The organism is Candidatus Endoriftia persephonae (assembly GCF_023733635.1).
In the GTDB taxonomy this organism is placed as follows: Bacteria; Pseudomonadota; Gammaproteobacteria; order Chromatiales; family Chromatiaceae; genus Endoriftia; species Endoriftia persephonae.
The window spans coordinates 3,063,709-3,077,729 of the sequence record NZ_CP090569.1 but is presented as its reverse complement, the minus strand read 5'-3'; the positions used below and the strand labels follow the sequence as shown (position 1 = coordinate 3,077,729).

Genomic DNA, 14,021 nt, shown 5'->3' with positions numbered 1-14,021 from the left:
GACGGGTCGGGCTGCTGAAAAAATAGGAACCGCTCCTGTAATGTATAGACGAATTGCATGTGCTGCCAACGGTGGGGCAGGTGTCTGAGAAGAAGAAACCGGGCGTTGCGGATGCCTCCTGGGTGCGGCTTAATCCCGCTGCGCTGGAGGCCGATGTGGCGTTTTTTGAGGCTCGCCTCGAATTGGTGGGAGAGCCTAGTACCGCTTATGAAGTTGCCCAGCGCAAGGCCTATCTGGCGTTGTGTGATTCACTGCAGGAGATGATTGACCGGTTGCGCGGAGACTCGGAGCGCGCTGGATAACCCCCTGTTTTTGCTAGCGCCTGCGCCCCGATTTCCAGATTCCCATACCGTACTGACGTGCCCGTGACTCAGCCTGCCGATAACGCCGAGCGTGGGCTGGATCGAGCGTCGAATCCGGTACAAATCTGGCAAGTCCCGCCTGGACCATTCGCAGATTAATCTCAGCTCCCCCATGAAACAGCGTTCCCAGCAGCGCGCCGTCTGGCATCAGCGATGAGTAGATGACCGTGACAAAACGTCCAGCGACCAGTGTCTGGAGCAGCTTGCGGGCGTTGTTGGCCGAGTGGGAGGTGGTTGGTGGTTCGATATGAGCCAGCAGAATAATGCGCTGCCGGCCATCTTGAGTCGAAAGGTGCAGCTGGTTGCCGCTCTCGACAGCGATGACCTGGCCGGTGATGCTGGCAGATGTCTCTGCTGCGACCAGCCCGGGCGGCAGCAGGAGAAAGAGCAAAAAAAGATGCATGTCGCTTCAGCCTTAGATTGGCGCCCTCGAGAGGATTCGAACCTCTGACCTATCGCTTAGGAGGCGATTGCTCTATCCTGCTGAGCTACGAGGGCAGGCAACAATTATCAGAAGAAACAGTAGTTTATCGTGCGGTAGGTGATCGGGCAAGCCCGAAAAAAGAGATTCCGATGCGGCTAGTAAAAACAGATTTGACCTGGTCGAGTCAGATCAGTATGATGCCGGCTCTTCGCGCTCCCTGGGTGGGTTGTGAGGCAAGGCCCAGGATTCGGGGTATAGCGCAGTCTGGTAGCGCGCCTGCTTTGGGAGCAGGATGTCGGGAGTTCGAATCTCTCTACCCCGACCAATTAACTCTGCGCCCGTAGCTCATCTGGATAGAGCATCGGCCTTCTAAGCCGAGGGTAGCAGGTTCGAGTCCTGCCGGGCGTGCCAGTTCACTCCAGGCGACGACAGTTTTATGGTGGACGTAGCTCAGTTGGTAGAGCTCCGGATTGTGATTCCGGCGGTCGTGGGTTCGAGACCCATCGTCCACCCCAGGTGACAATACGGCTTTCAGCTACGCTGCGAACCGTTAGAATATTCAGCTTATTGGGCCGTTAGCTCAGTTGGTAGAGCAGTGGACTCTTAATCCATTGGTCGAAGGTTCGAATCCTTCACGGCCCACCAATAGAATAAAAGGCTTACATCATTTTTTGATGTAAGCCTTTTTTGTTTTGTGAGATGGGGGATCGAAGGATATGTTCTTGTGCTCCTAGTTACTGTGCGAGGATTGGCTGACAGTCGGGTGTGCTCATCTCGTTTATCGGCGAATGCATCGAGGACTTGTTCGGTGTTCGCCAATGTTACGGTTGCGTAAATCCAGTGCGGCTTGGCAGCAACTCTTTTGCGCTGCTTCCAGTTGATGTAACGCAAGGAGTGGTGCACCTGATGGACGATACAGAGCTGAATCTGGGGTGTAGGTAAACGGACTCAAGAGCTGAAGGATTATCCTTCACGGTTCTCCTACCCAAGATCATATTTAGCCGCTCCTGGCTATAGGTCCAAAGCCTGCGGGTGGAAAACTCCTCAACCTCAGCGCCTTATTGTTTTACAAGCTGCTCTATTTAGTCGACATTCCATCGCCAATCTACCTTGGAGGAATTTCGAGCCACAATTCAACGACGCCAGGACGCGGTTTCTTCCCGCGGTAGGAGATGAACGATTCCGCCACGACATTGAGTACGTCGTGATCAGAATACCCTAAGCTTTGCAGGGCAGCGGTGGCCTCATCCGCGAGGCGCTCTGCGGTCTCCTTGTCGTCGAGATGGAAATAACGGACCTCATGCTTTCTGGCTGCCCCGCCTTCGCGGTCCTCTCCAGGAACATAGTAGCCCTTTGCCTTTAGAGCGGCTGACAGGGCCTCAGCCTGTTCGCGATGTCCTCCAGCGAACTGGAAAAACACTGTCGTCTTGTTGCGCGCCTGTATGAGACGCTGCTCTGCCTTCGTGGCATCTGAAATTACAGTCAAAATAGCGGCGGTTCTTTGATTTGGTGTTTGTGCTAGTTCACTCTCGGAACCAAAGTCAGCGGCTGTGGTGATGGTGTTCAGTTGATTCACCTGTTCCGCCAGCACTTTCAGTTGGCTTGAAAAGGACTTTACGCTTGAGGCAAGCGGTTGTATTTCTTGCGAATATATGGCTATTAGATTCTGTGCAGTAACATTTAGTGCTTTTACCCTTTCAATAGTCTCATCTAGGTTTTCCGCCTGAGGTTGGAATTCATCTAGCTGTTTTTCTAGGCGCTGGATGACTTGGTTAGCACGCTTGGCCATGAATCAAGTCTCGGCCACCCGTTCTGTGATTTCGGCACGCTTGGCTTTTATTTCTTTGTCGATTGAATCTGCGATCTCCGATTTAATCTCGGACTTGATGTCAGAAACAATATCCCAGCTTACGAATCCGAGCGCACCGATAACGGCCAACCCAACAGTTGCATAGAGCCGGAATAATGCGGAACGGACCCGTTCGGTTACCCTCTCGGCGAGTTGCCGTTCCAGAAGTTCGATCCGATCATCGTCCATATCTGCCATTATTGTCCCCGCTTGTCGCCATACTCATTTCTTATGGTTCACCTCTAATTCTCCAGAATTAATGAGGTGCCCACTATATCGGGCAAGTTCCGAGTCCGAGTGCATAGTGTTGTTAAGGAGCCTCTATCATCGGAATTTGGTTCCGAGTTGGTAGATACACTTACATCTCTTTCGTGACATCTACAAATGAATCAATCTGGCTGAGAGCATAGACTAGGAAGCCTCTGAACAAGTCATGGACCTACATCTTGCTGCCAAAATACGAGTTCATGACTTGATTAGAGGCTCCTTAAGGGGCACAGCATCCTTAATGGAACGAATGCTGGCTGGTCGCCTCTTCCAAGTATAAAAGTCGCCGGATGTTACCCGGAGTCAATGACACTATTGATTGGTGCCTTTTTACGGATAGGTGCAATCCGTCCTGTTGCCAGCTTACTGCTGACGCAGTCTTGCCAACTCTTCGCGCAATTCCAGTCGTTCTGCTTTGATGTGCTGGCGCAGGGCTTTTCTGGCCTCGCGTTCCGTTTGTTCGCAGGCGCGATAGACGTGGCGATCTGCTGCCTGTTGAATGCATTGCTCGGCGCTCTCCAGGATCTTTATCCGCTCCAGGTGGCTCTCTGATTCGGTCGCCTTGAATCGCTCAAACAGGTTCTTCCGTGCTTCAGGATCAAGCTGGTGGAGTGGCGGGGCTGATGCCCCTGCTGCTGGTAGGATGCTGAGCAAGCCTAACAGAGTGATGGTGAGGATTTTTCTGCACATGGATAACTCCTGTAACGGTTCACTCCAGATAACGCAGCATGTACTGAAAGGTTGACAGGGTATTGAGGTTTTTTTCAGGGGGCATCCCATGTCAACCGTGGAATGAATGGCGCGTTATTAGAGGTAGAGATGCCTTGGGATGGAGCACTAGCCGTTGCTTGTTCAGTTGGAGTATGGTGCCGGCACTATCCCCGCTGGTGAATGTGGGAAGAATGGATGTCGAGAGAGAAGAGGAGCCTAACGGTCCATGCGCGCCGAAATGGAGCGGTTTCTGGGGGGCGTCGAACGACGCGCCTATCGTATGAGTGAAATCGCCACAGGGAATCGTGAAGAGGCTCTGGACATCGTGCAGGATGCGATGCTGGCGCTGGTGCGGAAATATTCGGACCGGCCCGAGGCGCAGTGGGCGCCGCTCTTCCACCGCATCCTGCAGAATCAGATCCGCGATTGGCAGCGCCGTCGCAGTGTGCGCCAGAAGGTCTTTACCTGGCTGAAGATAGGCAACGAGGAGGATGTGGCGGGCGAGCCCCTGGAGAGTCTGCCTGACCCACGCAGTGAGCAGCCGGAGCGGGGGTTGCAGCGGGAGGCGCTGGCCGAGACCCTGGAGCTGGCGCTCAGACGACTGCCGTTGCGCCAGCAACAGGCGTTTATGCTACGCGCCTGGGAGGGGCTAGATACTGCCGCCACGGCCGATGCCATGGGCTGTTCCGCGGGCAGTGTTAAGACTCACTATTCGCGTGCGCTGGCGGCCTTGCGGGGGCACCTGGAGGTGTATCGATGAACAAACAGAGTGATGAACAAGCGCTGATTCAGTTATTGCAGCGTCGTCTTGATGAAGGCGTGGAGCAGCTCGACAGCGACACCCGTGAGCGTTTGCGGCAGATGCGTCACACAGCCCTGGAGACACTGCCGCAACCCCGTGTCTGGTGGCAGAGCCCGCTGCTGGGTGGAGTCATGGCCACCGCCTCGGTCACGCTGCTGGTGCTCTACCTTTGGGTTGGTACACCGGTGGCTGTTGATGAGGGGTTGCTGCTGGATGACCTGGAGTTGCTCAGCAGTGAGGATTTGGAGCTCTCCAGTGAGCTGGAATTCTATCTCTGGCTGGAGAGTGAACGTGGCACGGGTTGAGTGGCAGCTTGAAATTGTCTGTGTGCTGGCGTGCTGGCTGATCGTCACACCGCTCAGAGCGGAGGAGATGCCGGCGCTAGAGTTGCTGGAGTTTCTCGGCAGCTACGACGATGAGGAGCGCAACATGATCGAAGATGAGATTGAAGAGATGGCTCCGGTATCAGTGAGAGACGACCATGATTAATCGACGCACGATTCTGTCACTGCTGTTCTGTTTGAGTTGTGGTGCCGCTCCGCTGGCAGCGGCTCCGAGTTGGGATGCGCTGAGTGGTGAGCAACAAAAGGCGCTTGGCTCGTTGCAGTCCGAATGGGATGCTCTGCCAGAAAAGCGTCGGGAAAACCTGCTGCGTGGCATTGAGCGCTGGCAGAAGATGACACCGGAACAGCGTAAGCGGGCCAAAAAACGTCTCAAGCGTTGGCAAAATCTCTCCCCAGAAAAACGTAAAAAGATCCGTCAGAAACTCAAGCGTTTCAGGGCACTGCCTGCGGAGAAGAAGAAGGCCCTGCGGAAGAGTTTCAGGCAGTTCCAGGCGCTGCCAGCGGATAAGCGCAAGAAGCTGCGTGAACGCTGGAACAAGCTCCCCCCGGAGCGCAAGAAGCGGTTGCAGGAGCGTGTGCAGCGGATGTCACCAGAGCAGCGCAAAGCCTTCAAGCGGCGCATCAAGCGCAGCCTCCCTTAATCGTTGTGGCCCGGTGAATCCTGTTGAATCAGCCCCAGCAGCAGAAGGATGTGGTGGGGATCACTCAGATCACCGATCAGGCGTTGGGTGGGAGCCGGCAGCTCTCTGATCAGCGTAGGGGTGGCGAACACTCCGTCGGCAACGGCCTTTTGTACGTCTTTGAGGATGTCAGTCACCTGCAGGTCAAACTGCACCAGTTCGGACTTCTCCAGTGCATGACTTAAGGCCCTGGCGAGTTTCTCGACCACCGGGTCGCCATTGGCGACATAGAGTTTCAACAGATAATGCGTGCTCATGGGGGCTCCGGCTCAGTAGCTCTGGGCCTGTTCCAGTACACCCTGGACGATCAGGCGGATCTGCTCTCCACTGAGGGGCTTCTGCCCCAGCCCGAATTGCAGCCCCTCTTTGGCGGCGGCGGCGAGCTCCTGCAGAAACTCCGGCATGAAGGCGGTGACGATGTAGATAGGGATATCTGGCGCCATGCCCTGGCGGATTCGGCGCAGGGTCTCGACACCGTCCATGCCGGGCATCTTCAGGTCGAGAAAGATGAAGTCAGGCACCCGCTGTTTGACCTGGTCGATACCTGCGGCGCCGCCAGCGGCGCTGCTAACCTCATAGCCGGTCTCTTCCAGGGCCAGTTCGAAGGCTTCGCGCACTGCTGCATCATCGTCAATGATCAGGATCTGTTTGCTCACCGCTTCTCTCTTCCTGTTGGATTTGTCTCATAAGTATAGTTTTTTGCCGCATCAATGGTTCCACTTTGGTAGGCAGATGTGGAAACAGGCGCCCCCGGTGGTGTTGTTTTCAGCCTGCAGGGTTCCACCAAAGCCTTCGATGATGCTGCGTGAGACCGACAGACCCAGGCCGGTGCCCTTGCCCGCCGGCTTGGTGGTGACAAAGGGATCGAACAGCCGCTCTGCCACCTCCGTTGCGATGCCTGGCCCGCTGTCGCTGATTGCCAGGCAGACCTGCCTCTCCTCGACGCTGGATTCGACCAGAATCTCGCGTTTGTCACTCTCGTCAATGGCGTCGCGGGCATTGATCAGCAGGTTGAGTAGCACCTGCTGGATCGCGTTTTTACGGGCATCGACAGCAGGCAGGGCCTTAGGGAAATCGATCTTGACGGTAATCTGGTGATGATGAAGGTCGGCGCTGATCAGGGCCAGGGTTTGTTGCAGGGTCTCGATCAGATTAACCGCCTGACTCCCTCCGTCGCTGGGGTGTGCGAAGATCAGCATGTTCTGCACGATAGTCTTGATACGGTGCAGTTCATCCTCCGCCTTGCCGAGGATCTCTGCTGATCTGGCGTGTTCGGTGTGCCTGCAGGCGTACTGCACATAGTTAACCAATGCCATCAAGGGGTTGTTGATCTCATGGGCGACGCCGGCGGCGAGGGTGCCGAGGGCGGAGAGCTTTTCGGTCTGCACTAGCGCCGACTGGGTGCGGTGGAGCTCCGCCAAGGCGCTGTTCAACTCATAGTTGCTCGCCTCGAGGGCCGCCTCAGTGTTGCGCAGTTCGGTGATCTCATACATCCAATGGACATAGAGCGGTTCACCTTGGGGGCCACTGCCAGCAGACATGGAGTGGGAGAGGAAGGTGCGCCCATCTGCCAGGGTGAGTTCCTCCCGGTGCTGGTCGACTGTGCTTGGCTTGGGGTCTGAGCCACCGGCCGCACAGTCGGGCAGTGGGCCGTCGCCTTTTGGAAAGAGTTCCCAGTAGAGTTTGCCCAGCACCCGATCGTGCTCTGCCTTAGCCTCCACCACATAGGCCCGATTGGCGCGCACCACCCGTCCCGCCTGGTCATGCAGAAACAGGGGTGAGCGAATGGTGTCGAACACCCGGTGCCACTCGGCCCGTGCCCGTTCAGACTCCTGACGCCGCGCCTCTGTCTCTACCTGGGCGGCGGTGAGCGCCTTCAGATTGGTCACCATGGTGTCGAAACTGCGCGACATCTCGCCCACTTCATCTTGTGCATCGGTGGCCAGGCGATGTTCCAGATCGCCACTGCCGATGCGCTCGGCCCCGCGTGCTAGCTGCTGGATCGGTCCAGTGATGCTGTGTGCGAGACGCATCGCCGCAAACACCACTGCCAGCACCAGCGTGATCAGAATTGCGATGGTCCAGCGCTGCAGCTGCCGGATTGGGGCAAACGCCTCGCGGGCATCAATCTTCGCCACCAGTCCCCAGTTCGGATAGGGAAGGTAGCGCCAGACCGCGAGGATCGGCTCGTCGCGATAGTCGACCGAAAGCGCAGCACCCCGTTCTCCCTGAACCGCCTTCTGGATCGGCATGCCTGCCTTTGAGTCAAAAGCGATCTGCATCTTAAACGCAGCGTCCGGGGCGAACTTGAGCGGTGCCAGGATGGTTGCTGCATCCGTGCTGCGTTGCGCGAGCACAATTTCGCCGCTCTCACCCAGCCCGCGAGTGTCACGGCTGAATGTGTAGATCGAATCCGCATTGATCTGGATGGCGACCACGCCGATAAACCGGTGGACGTCGTAGACTGGAGCGGCGATGAAAGAGGCCGGGCGGTTGGAGGGGGCATAGTATTTGAAGTCGGAGAAGGCCACGTCGAGCAGGGTGAAGGCGCGCTTGAAGGCTGCGGCCAGCTCGCTTTCCCGGTAGGGGCCGTTGAGCAGATTGGTGCCCAGAGTATCCTCGCCAGCCAGAGTCAGGATGATGTCGCCATCGGCGGCGATGAGGAACAGAGCGTCGTCGCCCGAGTTCTCTTTGAGGGTGTACAGATAGGGCTGGATCCGTGCTGTGGCCTGCTGGTAGTCAGGCGAGCCGATGCCGGAATCGTGAAAGATCGGTTCCAGTCGGGCGATCGACTCGGCCACCAGGGGACTGCTGGCGAGGATTGAGATGTCCTGCTTGCGCTCCAGGAAGAAGCGGTTGATGAGGGCGGCCCTGGCTTCGGCGGCGGCAGTGAGATCGTCGAAGGTCTGGCGGTAAAGTGTCTCTCGGGCAGTGGTGAAACCGAGCACAGTGATCAGCAGCAGTGGCAATAGCGCCACCGCCAGCACTGTCGTGAGGAGACGGGGGTAGAGACCCCGGGACAGCGGCCAGCGGCGCTTCATGGGGTGGTCGCCTTGGGGGCCTGCCAGTTGCCCTGCCAGCGCCGCTGCAACTGATCCAGAAAGCGGTTCCACTCGGCGCGGTTGCGCGACAGCGGATAGGGGTTGGGTTGACTGGGGCGGCCGGCGCTCCAGACGATATCGAAATCACCCTCGCTGTTGATTCGGCCGATGCGCGGCGTCTTCCAGAGGTGGCGGCTGATCGGATCGACGTAGACCATGCCGCTGGGGGCGTCGAATGCCTGGTTGAGGATCATTGAGCGCACCACCTCTACATTGGCGGTATGCGCCTCCCTGACCGCCGCGGCCCATAGCTGCACCGCCAGATAGCCGGCTTCCATCGGATCGGTGATGCGCCGCCCGGCGCTGTAGCGTTTGCGGAAGCGCTCGATGAAGGCCTGATTCGCCCCGTTTTCGATGCTCTCAAAGTAGTTCCAGGCGGCGTAGTCGCCGGCCACCTGCGGCAGGCCGATGAACTCCAGCATATTCTCGTCGATGCTGAAGGAGAGGGTGGGGATCTGTTCGGTGCTGATGCCAGCGCGGCGCAGGGCGCGGAAGAAGCTGATATTGCTGTCGCCAGTGATGGTGTTGAGGATCACATTTGGGCGGGTCTTGCTGATTTCCTCCACCAGTTTATCGACCTGGTGCCCTCCCAGTGGCAGATAGTATTCGCCGACGATCTCGCCACCGAGCGCGCTGCTCAGGTCGCGGATAATGGCGTTGGCGGTGTGGGGAAAGATAGAGTCAGATCCCACCAGGAAGAGCCGCTGGCCGAGGTTGTCGAGCGCCCATTTGACCGCCGGGATGATCTGCTGGTTGGGTGCTGCGCCCAGGTAGATGATGTTGGGTGATTGCTCCAGCCCCTCATACTGTACCGGGTAGAAGAGCAGATGGTTGTGGCGTTCCACCACCGCCTTGACCCGTTTGCGGCAGCCGGAGTTCCAGCAGCCAAACAGGGCGGCGACCTGCTCCTGGGTGATCAACCGCTCTGCCTCGCGGGCGAAGGTAGGCCAGTCAGAGCGGCCATCCGCCTCGATCGCCTCCAGCGGTCGGCCGAGCAGACCACCAGCGGCGTTGATCTCCTCCACCGCCAATTTCATTGCATCCGCCACCGGACGTTCGCTGAGAGTCATGGTGCCAGTGAAGGAGTGCAGGATGCCAATGCGGATCGGCTCCTGAAACGGGCGTTGGTCAGTGTAGAGATACCAGAGCCCGAGTGCTGTCGCGCTCGACAGCAGCAGGCTGAGCAGGGTGGCGTAGCGTTTCATAGAAACTGCTTAGCAAAGTGCTCTGTTGGAACGGGGCGGCCCAGCAGGTAGCCCTGGCCGTAGGGGCAGTTGTGCTGGAGCAGAAACAGCCGTTGCTGTTCGGTTTCTATCCCCTCGGCGATGACCCGCAATCCCAGACTCTGGCCGATGCCGATCACCGCTGAGGCAATCGCGGCGTTACCCGGGTCGCCGGGGATGTCGTGGATAAACGACTGGTCGATTTTAAGCCGCTCCACCGGCAGGCGTTTGAGGTAGGCCAGCGAGGAGTAGCCGGTGCCGAAGTCGTCGATGGAGAAGGTGATGCCCAGCGCACGCAGGGCGTTGATCTGTTCCAGGATTGCTTCCGACGCATCGATGAACAGGCTCTCGGTGATCTCCAGCTCGAGGTTTTCTGGTGGCAGGCCGGTCCGCTGCAGACACTGTTTGACCTGGAGCTGGAGATTGCCGCGGGTGATCTGGATCGCCGAGAGGTTGATCGCGATGCGTTCAAAGCGGGCGCCGGCCTTGAGCCAGCGGGCTGCCTGATGGCAGGCCTGCTGCATCACCTGGGCGCCGATCTCGCCGATTAGGCCGCTCTGCTCGGCGATTGTGATGAACTCTCCTGGCCCGACCAGTCGGCTATCGGTCTGCTGCCAGCGCACCAGTGCCTCCATGCCGCTGAGGGCGCCGCTCAGCAGATCGAACTGGGGTTGGTAGTGGACCACAAACTGCTTCCGGGCAATCGCATGGCGCAGTTGCGAGGCGGTGTCGAGGTGGCGTTGGGCGTTGGTGGTGAGTGCGGTCTCGTAGAACTGGTAGGCGTTGCGGCCGCTCTCCTTTGCGCGGTACATGGCGCTGTCGGCGTGCTGGATCAGATCAGCGGCAGTGGCGCCGTCTCCGGGAAACAGGCTGATGCCAATACTGGCTGTGATAAACAGCTCACGTCCCTCCACCGGGAACGCCTCGCGGAACTGCGCCAGCAGCTTCTCTGCGATGATCGCCACATCTGCCTGCTGGTCGAGGCGTTCGATTACCACCAGGAACTCGTCACCTCCGAGCCGTGCCACCATGTCGGGGCCGCGTAGTGCCCGCCGCAGGCGATCTGCCACCTTCTGCAGCACCCGGTCGCCGACGCGGTGGCCGAGGCTGTCGTTGATGGTCTTGAAGCCGTCTAGGTCGAGGAACATCACCGCGCTGCGCTTATCCTCGCGCCGCGCCCCGCCGATGGTGTGTTCCAGCATTTCGTCGATCAGCAGCCGGTTGGGTAGGCCGGTGAGCGGGTCGTGTTGCGCCAGGTGTTCGAGTTTCTGCTGTGCCTGCTTGACGGTGGTGATATCGGAGAAGACCGAGACATAGTGGGTCAACTCGCCGTTGGGGTCGCGGACTTCAGAGATGGTGAGCCACTCGGGGAAGGATTCGCCATTCATGCGGCGGTTCCAGATCTCGCCCTGCCAGCGGCCGCTGTTGTGCAGCGCGGAACGGATCTGCTGAAAGAACTCGTTGTCGTGCAGTCCGGAAGAGAGGATCGATGGCTTCTGACCCACCATCTCCTCGAGGCTGTAGCCGGTGATCTCGGTGAAGGCGCGGTTGACCGCCACGATGCGGTCCTGCGGGTCGCAGATCATGACCCCTTCGGCGGTGCTCTCGAACACGGCGGCGGCCTGGCGCAGCTTCTCGTCGGTGGCTTTGCGCTCGGTGATGTCGCGAGCGGTGGCGATGATGTAACGGCTCTGATCTAGGTCCACCTGGGTGGCGTAGACTTCGACATCAAGCAGGTTGCCGTCGCGGCAGCGCAGGCGGTCGAGGAAGTAGAGCGAGCCTGCATGGGTGATCTGCTCGCGGAACTGGTCCCAGTCACTGATATAGGTGGAGATCTGCGGCAGCCGCAGCGTGAGTATCTGTTCATTACTGTGACCGGTGTAGTGGCAGGTACGCACGTTGACATCGATCAGCCGGCCATCTTCATAGGCGAGGACCAGGATCGCCTCCATGCTCTGGTCGAGCAGGTCGCGGAACAGCTGCAGGCGTACTGCCGACTCCTTCTCGGCAGTGATGTCGAATAGCAGACCGCCTAGGCAGCCATTTCCATCCTGCCCCTGGATCGGAAACTTGCAGACCCGCCAGGCGTGGGGCTGGTGGTCAGCGCCAATGCCGAGCTGTTCGGTTCTGAGTGGTTCGTTCTGTTGCATCGCCTGGCGGTCGGTGCGTTCGAATTCGATAGCGGTGGGCAGGGGGTAGAGGTCGCGGTCGGTCATGCCTAGCAGCTGCTCCAGCGGCAGCTCGAACTGCGCCTGCCAGGCGCGGTTGCCATAGAGATAGCGTCCCTGCGCATCACGAATGAAGGCCTGCGCTGGGATCAGGTCCATGAAGTGCTGGAAGCGTTGCTGGCTCTCCTGCAGGGCCTGCAGTATCGCGTGCTGCTTGGTGATGTCGGTGAAGATGCAGTAGCTCTGCAGCTGCCCCTGTGGGTTGCTGGCGATGCGTCCCTCGAAGGCGACCAGTCGTTCACTACCGTCCTTGTGGCGTATGCGGAGCTCTGTCTGGTGGGTCTGACCGTTCTGCTTGAATTTGGCGAAGTGGGTTCTGAACAGTGTGCTGTCGTCAGCGTGCAGAAAATCACCGAACCAGCGCCCGACCACCTCATCTCGCTGATAACCCAGTGTGTTGAGCCAGGCCTGGTTGACTGCCAGGACGTTTCCTTTGCCATCCAGTGACTGATAGGGTAGCGGGGCCTGTTCGAACAGCCGCTGAAAATCGAGAAAAGGGGCGTCGTGGCTCGAGGTACACTCTTGTGTGGGTGGTGTCATTGCATCGGCTCGGGGCTTCTGTTCCTATTTCAGCGGTTGCGCTGGATAGTTGAATCTGGATTCAGAAGTGGGTGAGAGTGCTGTTTGGTCCGCTGTTGTCCCGAGTGTAGTTGATGTCTTCTCTGACAGGTGGCGCTGACGTCGATTCAAGGCCACTGAAAATCGGTTATACTGCGCCGTTTTTCGGGAGATCCCCGTAGTTTTCACCATTGGGAGATGCAACGCGATGTCCAAAGACGGCGTGAAGAAAGTTGTACTGGCCTACTCGGGCGGTCTGGATACCTCCATCATCGTTAAATGGCTGCAGGATGAGTATCAGTGCGAGGTGGTAACCTTCACTGCCGATATCGGCCAGGGCGAGGAGGTCGAGCCGGCCCGCGCTAAGGCGGAGGCCGCCGGTATCAAGGAGATCTACATCGAGGATCTGCGCGAGGAGTTCGTGCGCGACTTTGTCTTTCCGATGTTCCGTGCCAACGCCATCTATGAGGGCGAGTACCTGCTCGGCACCTCCATCGCCCGCCCGCTGATCGCCAAGCGGTTGGTAGAGATCGCCAGAGAGACCGGTGCCGATGCTATCTCCCACGGCGCCACCGGCAAGGGCAACGACCAGGTCCGCTTTGAGCTGGGCGCCTACGCGCTGATGCCAGACGTCAAGATCATCGCCCCCTGGCGTGAGTGGGATCTGCTCTCCCGCGAGAAGCTGATGAGATACGCCGAGGAGCATGGCATTTCGGTGGAGCAGAAGCGAGAGGGTAAGAAGTCCCCCTACTCGATGGACGCCAACCTGCTGCACATCTCCTATGAGGGTTACGACCTGGAAGACCCCTGGACCGAGCCCGGCGAGGATATGTGGCGCTGGTCGGTCTCTCCCGAGCAAGCGCCGGATGATCCGACTTACATCGAGCTGACCTTCGAGCAGGGCGATGTGGTCGCCATCAACGGCGAGGTGATGAGCCCGGCAACGGTGCTCGAGAGCCTCAACAAGCTGGGCGGTGCCAACGGCATCGGCCGTGCTGACATCGTTGAGAACCGCTATGTCGGCATGAAGTCCCGCGGTTGCTACGAGACTCCCGGCGGCACCATCCTGCTGAAGGCCCATCGGGCGATGGAGTCCCTCACCCTGGATCGCGAGGCGGCCCACTTGAAGGACGAGCTGATGCCGCGCTACGCCAAGCTGATCTACAACGGCTACTGGTTCGCTCCCGAGCGCGAGATGCTGCAGGCGGCCATCGATAACACCCAGCAGGTGGTCAACGGTGTGGTGCGTCTCAAGCTCTACAAGGGCAACGTCTACGTTGCTGGTCGCAAGTCGGACACCAACAGCCTGTTTGATGAGTCGATTGCCACCTTCGAAGATGATGCTGGTGCCTACGATCAGAAGGATGCCGAGGGCTTCATCAAACTCAACGCCCTGCGGCTGCGGGTGGCGGCGTCGAAAAAAGCCTAGGGAAGCCCTGAGCAACCCTAGTCATTCCCCCCCAGCTTGATGG

The 14,021-nt window shown here is 58.7% G+C and carries 16 protein-coding genes and 5 tRNA genes; 10 read left to right on the top strand and 11 right to left on the bottom strand.

Features of this window, described 5'->3' with window-relative positions; genetic code table 11:
- The first annotated feature begins 80 nt into the window (after window positions 1-80).
- Entirely contained in the window at window positions 81-302 is a 222-nt protein-coding gene (locus tag L0Y14_RS13890; RefSeq protein WP_006474759.1) for a hypothetical protein, read from the top strand.
- A gap of 13 nt (window positions 303-315) precedes the next feature.
- Here the strand turns inward: L0Y14_RS13890 and L0Y14_RS13885 are convergent, their stop codons facing one another.
- Both L0Y14_RS13885 and L0Y14_RS13880 read right to left on the bottom strand, forming a co-directional pair.
- Entirely contained in the window at window positions 316-765 is a 450-nt protein-coding gene (locus L0Y14_RS13885; RefSeq protein WP_006474760.1) for a thermonuclease family protein, read from the bottom strand.
- Between the two features lie 18 nt (window positions 766-783).
- Window positions 784-860, bottom strand: a tRNA-Arg gene (locus L0Y14_RS13880).
- 174 nt (window positions 861-1,034) lie between these two features.
- Here L0Y14_RS13880 and L0Y14_RS13875 point away from each other — a divergent pair.
- The 4 genes from L0Y14_RS13875 (at window position 1,035) to L0Y14_RS13860 (ending at window position 1,431) form a co-directional block, all read left to right on the top strand.
- Window positions 1,035-1,111 (top strand) — tRNA-Pro (locus L0Y14_RS13875).
- Between the two features lie 9 nt (window positions 1,112-1,120).
- Window positions 1,121-1,197, top strand: a tRNA-Arg gene (locus L0Y14_RS13870).
- A 28-nt stretch (window positions 1,198-1,225) separates the two neighbouring features.
- Window positions 1,226-1,301, top strand: a tRNA-His gene (locus L0Y14_RS13865).
- Between the two features lie 54 nt (window positions 1,302-1,355).
- A tRNA-Lys gene (locus L0Y14_RS13860) sits at window positions 1,356-1,431 on the top strand.
- Here L0Y14_RS13860 and L0Y14_RS16725 read toward each other — a convergent pair.
- From L0Y14_RS16725 to L0Y14_RS13845, 4 genes are all read right to left on the bottom strand, one after another.
- Window positions 1,390-1,689 carry a hypothetical protein gene (locus L0Y14_RS16725; RefSeq protein WP_420887024.1) on the bottom strand — a complete coding sequence of 100 codons (300 nt, stop codon included), beginning with the start codon at window positions 1,687-1,689 and terminating at the stop codon, window positions 1,390-1,392. The genes L0Y14_RS13860 and L0Y14_RS16725 overlap by 42 nt on opposite strands.
- Before the next feature lie 202 nt (window positions 1,690-1,891).
- Window positions 1,892-2,575, bottom strand: a complete 684-nt coding sequence (locus L0Y14_RS13855; RefSeq protein WP_040819559.1) for a hypothetical protein — start codon at window positions 2,573-2,575, stop codon at window positions 1,892-1,894.
- Between the two features lie 3 nt (window positions 2,576-2,578).
- Complete coding sequence (locus L0Y14_RS13850) at window positions 2,579-2,833, bottom strand: hypothetical protein (RefSeq protein WP_006474761.1); 255 nt, start codon at window positions 2,831-2,833, stop codon at window positions 2,579-2,581.
- 432 nt (window positions 2,834-3,265) lie between these two features.
- Window positions 3,266-3,592, bottom strand: coding sequence for a hypothetical protein (locus tag L0Y14_RS13845; protein ID WP_006474762.1), 327 nt, complete (start codon window positions 3,590-3,592; stop codon window positions 3,266-3,268).
- A gap of 247 nt (window positions 3,593-3,839) precedes the next feature.
- On the opposite strand from L0Y14_RS13845, the gene L0Y14_RS13840 reads away from it, so the two are divergent.
- Genes L0Y14_RS13840 through L0Y14_RS13825 form a run of 4 tightly spaced genes read left to right on the top strand, consistent with a single transcriptional unit; the run spans window position 3,840 to window position 5,400 of the window.
- On the top strand, window positions 3,840-4,373 hold the full coding sequence (locus L0Y14_RS13840) for an RNA polymerase sigma factor (protein WP_006474763.1): 534 nt from the start codon (window positions 3,840-3,842) through the stop codon (window positions 4,371-4,373).
- Complete coding sequence (locus L0Y14_RS13835) at window positions 4,370-4,720, top strand: hypothetical protein (RefSeq protein WP_005959759.1); 351 nt, start codon at window positions 4,370-4,372, stop codon at window positions 4,718-4,720. The genes L0Y14_RS13840 and L0Y14_RS13835 overlap by 4 nt, the downstream gene beginning before the upstream one ends.
- Entirely contained in the window at window positions 4,707-4,904 is a 198-nt protein-coding gene (locus tag L0Y14_RS13830; protein WP_006474765.1) for a hypothetical protein, read from the top strand. Before L0Y14_RS13835 ends, L0Y14_RS13830 begins: the two co-directional genes overlap by 14 nt.
- On the top strand, window positions 4,897-5,400 hold the full coding sequence (locus tag L0Y14_RS13825) for a DUF3106 domain-containing protein (protein ID WP_005959760.1): 504 nt from the start codon (window positions 4,897-4,899) through the stop codon (window positions 5,398-5,400). Before L0Y14_RS13830 ends, L0Y14_RS13825 begins: the two co-directional genes overlap by 8 nt.
- Here the strand turns inward: L0Y14_RS13825 and L0Y14_RS13820 are convergent.
- The 5 genes from L0Y14_RS13820 to L0Y14_RS13800 are packed head-to-tail and all read right to left on the bottom strand — an operon-like array spanning window position 5,397 to window position 12,531.
- Window positions 5,397-5,696 (bottom strand): circadian clock KaiB family protein, encoded by a 300-nt coding sequence (locus tag L0Y14_RS13820; RefSeq protein ID WP_005959761.1) that lies wholly within the window; start codon window positions 5,694-5,696, stop codon window positions 5,397-5,399. The two genes, L0Y14_RS13825 and L0Y14_RS13820, sit on opposite strands and share 4 nt — an antisense overlap.
- Window positions 5,697-5,708: 12 nt before the next feature.
- Complete coding sequence (locus tag L0Y14_RS13815) at window positions 5,709-6,095, bottom strand: response regulator (protein ID WP_005959762.1); 387 nt, start codon at window positions 6,093-6,095, stop codon at window positions 5,709-5,711.
- Between the two features lie 51 nt (window positions 6,096-6,146).
- Complete coding sequence (locus tag L0Y14_RS13810) at window positions 6,147-8,480, bottom strand: PAS domain-containing sensor histidine kinase (protein ID WP_240991647.1); 2,334 nt, start codon at window positions 8,478-8,480, stop codon at window positions 6,147-6,149.
- Window positions 8,477-9,745, bottom strand: coding sequence for an urea ABC transporter substrate-binding protein (locus tag L0Y14_RS13805; RefSeq protein WP_005959764.1), 1,269 nt, complete (start codon window positions 9,743-9,745; stop codon window positions 8,477-8,479). Before L0Y14_RS13805 ends, L0Y14_RS13810 begins: the two co-directional genes overlap by 4 nt.
- Window positions 9,742-12,531, bottom strand: coding sequence for a sensor domain-containing protein (locus L0Y14_RS13800; protein ID WP_005959765.1), 2,790 nt, complete (start codon window positions 12,529-12,531; stop codon window positions 9,742-9,744). Before L0Y14_RS13800 ends, L0Y14_RS13805 begins: the two co-directional genes overlap by 4 nt.
- A 226-nt stretch (window positions 12,532-12,757) precedes the next feature.
- Between L0Y14_RS13800 and L0Y14_RS13795 the strand changes: the two genes are divergently transcribed.
- Complete coding sequence (locus L0Y14_RS13795) at window positions 12,758-13,978, top strand: argininosuccinate synthase (protein WP_006474768.1); 1,221 nt, start codon at window positions 12,758-12,760, stop codon at window positions 13,976-13,978.
- Window positions 13,979-14,021 lie beyond the last annotated feature (43 nt).

Excerpts from the sequence above, each read along its gene's own strand:
- L0Y14_RS13835 (WP_005959759.1), top strand. The coding sequence starts at position 4,370 with ATGAACAAACAGAGTGATGAACAAGCGCTGATTCAGTTATTGCAGCGT.
- L0Y14_RS13820 (WP_005959761.1), bottom strand. The coding sequence starts at position 5,696 with ATGAGCACGCATTATCTGTTGAAACTCTATGTCGCCAATGGCGACCCG.
- L0Y14_RS13805 (WP_005959764.1), bottom strand. The coding sequence starts at position 9,745 with ATGAAACGCTACGCCACCCTGCTCAGCCTGCTGCTGTCGAGCGCGACA.
- L0Y14_RS13845 (WP_006474762.1), bottom strand. The coding sequence starts at position 3,592 with ATGTGCAGAAAAATCCTCACCATCACTCTGTTAGGCTTGCTCAGCATC.
- L0Y14_RS13795 (WP_006474768.1), top strand. The coding sequence starts at position 12,758 with ATGTCCAAAGACGGCGTGAAGAAAGTTGTACTGGCCTACTCGGGCGGT.
- L0Y14_RS13840 (WP_006474763.1), top strand. The coding sequence starts at position 3,840 with ATGCGCGCCGAAATGGAGCGGTTTCTGGGGGGCGTCGAACGACGCGCC.
- L0Y14_RS13800 (WP_005959765.1), bottom strand. The coding sequence starts at position 12,531 with ATGACACCACCCACACAAGAGTGTACCTCGAGCCACGACGCCCCTTTT.
- L0Y14_RS13825 (WP_005959760.1), top strand. The coding sequence starts at position 4,897 with ATGATTAATCGACGCACGATTCTGTCACTGCTGTTCTGTTTGAGTTGT.
- L0Y14_RS13855 (WP_040819559.1), bottom strand. The coding sequence starts at position 2,575 with ATGGCCAAGCGTGCTAACCAAGTCATCCAGCGCCTAGAAAAACAGCTA.
- L0Y14_RS13810 (WP_240991647.1), bottom strand. The coding sequence starts at position 8,480 with ATGAAGCGCCGCTGGCCGCTGTCCCGGGGTCTCTACCCCCGTCTCCTC.
- L0Y14_RS13885 (WP_006474760.1), bottom strand. The coding sequence starts at position 765 with ATGCATCTTTTTTTGCTCTTTCTCCTGCTGCCGCCCGGGCTGGTCGCA.
- L0Y14_RS13850 (WP_006474761.1), bottom strand. The coding sequence starts at position 2,833 with ATGGCAGATATGGACGATGATCGGATCGAACTTCTGGAACGGCAACTC.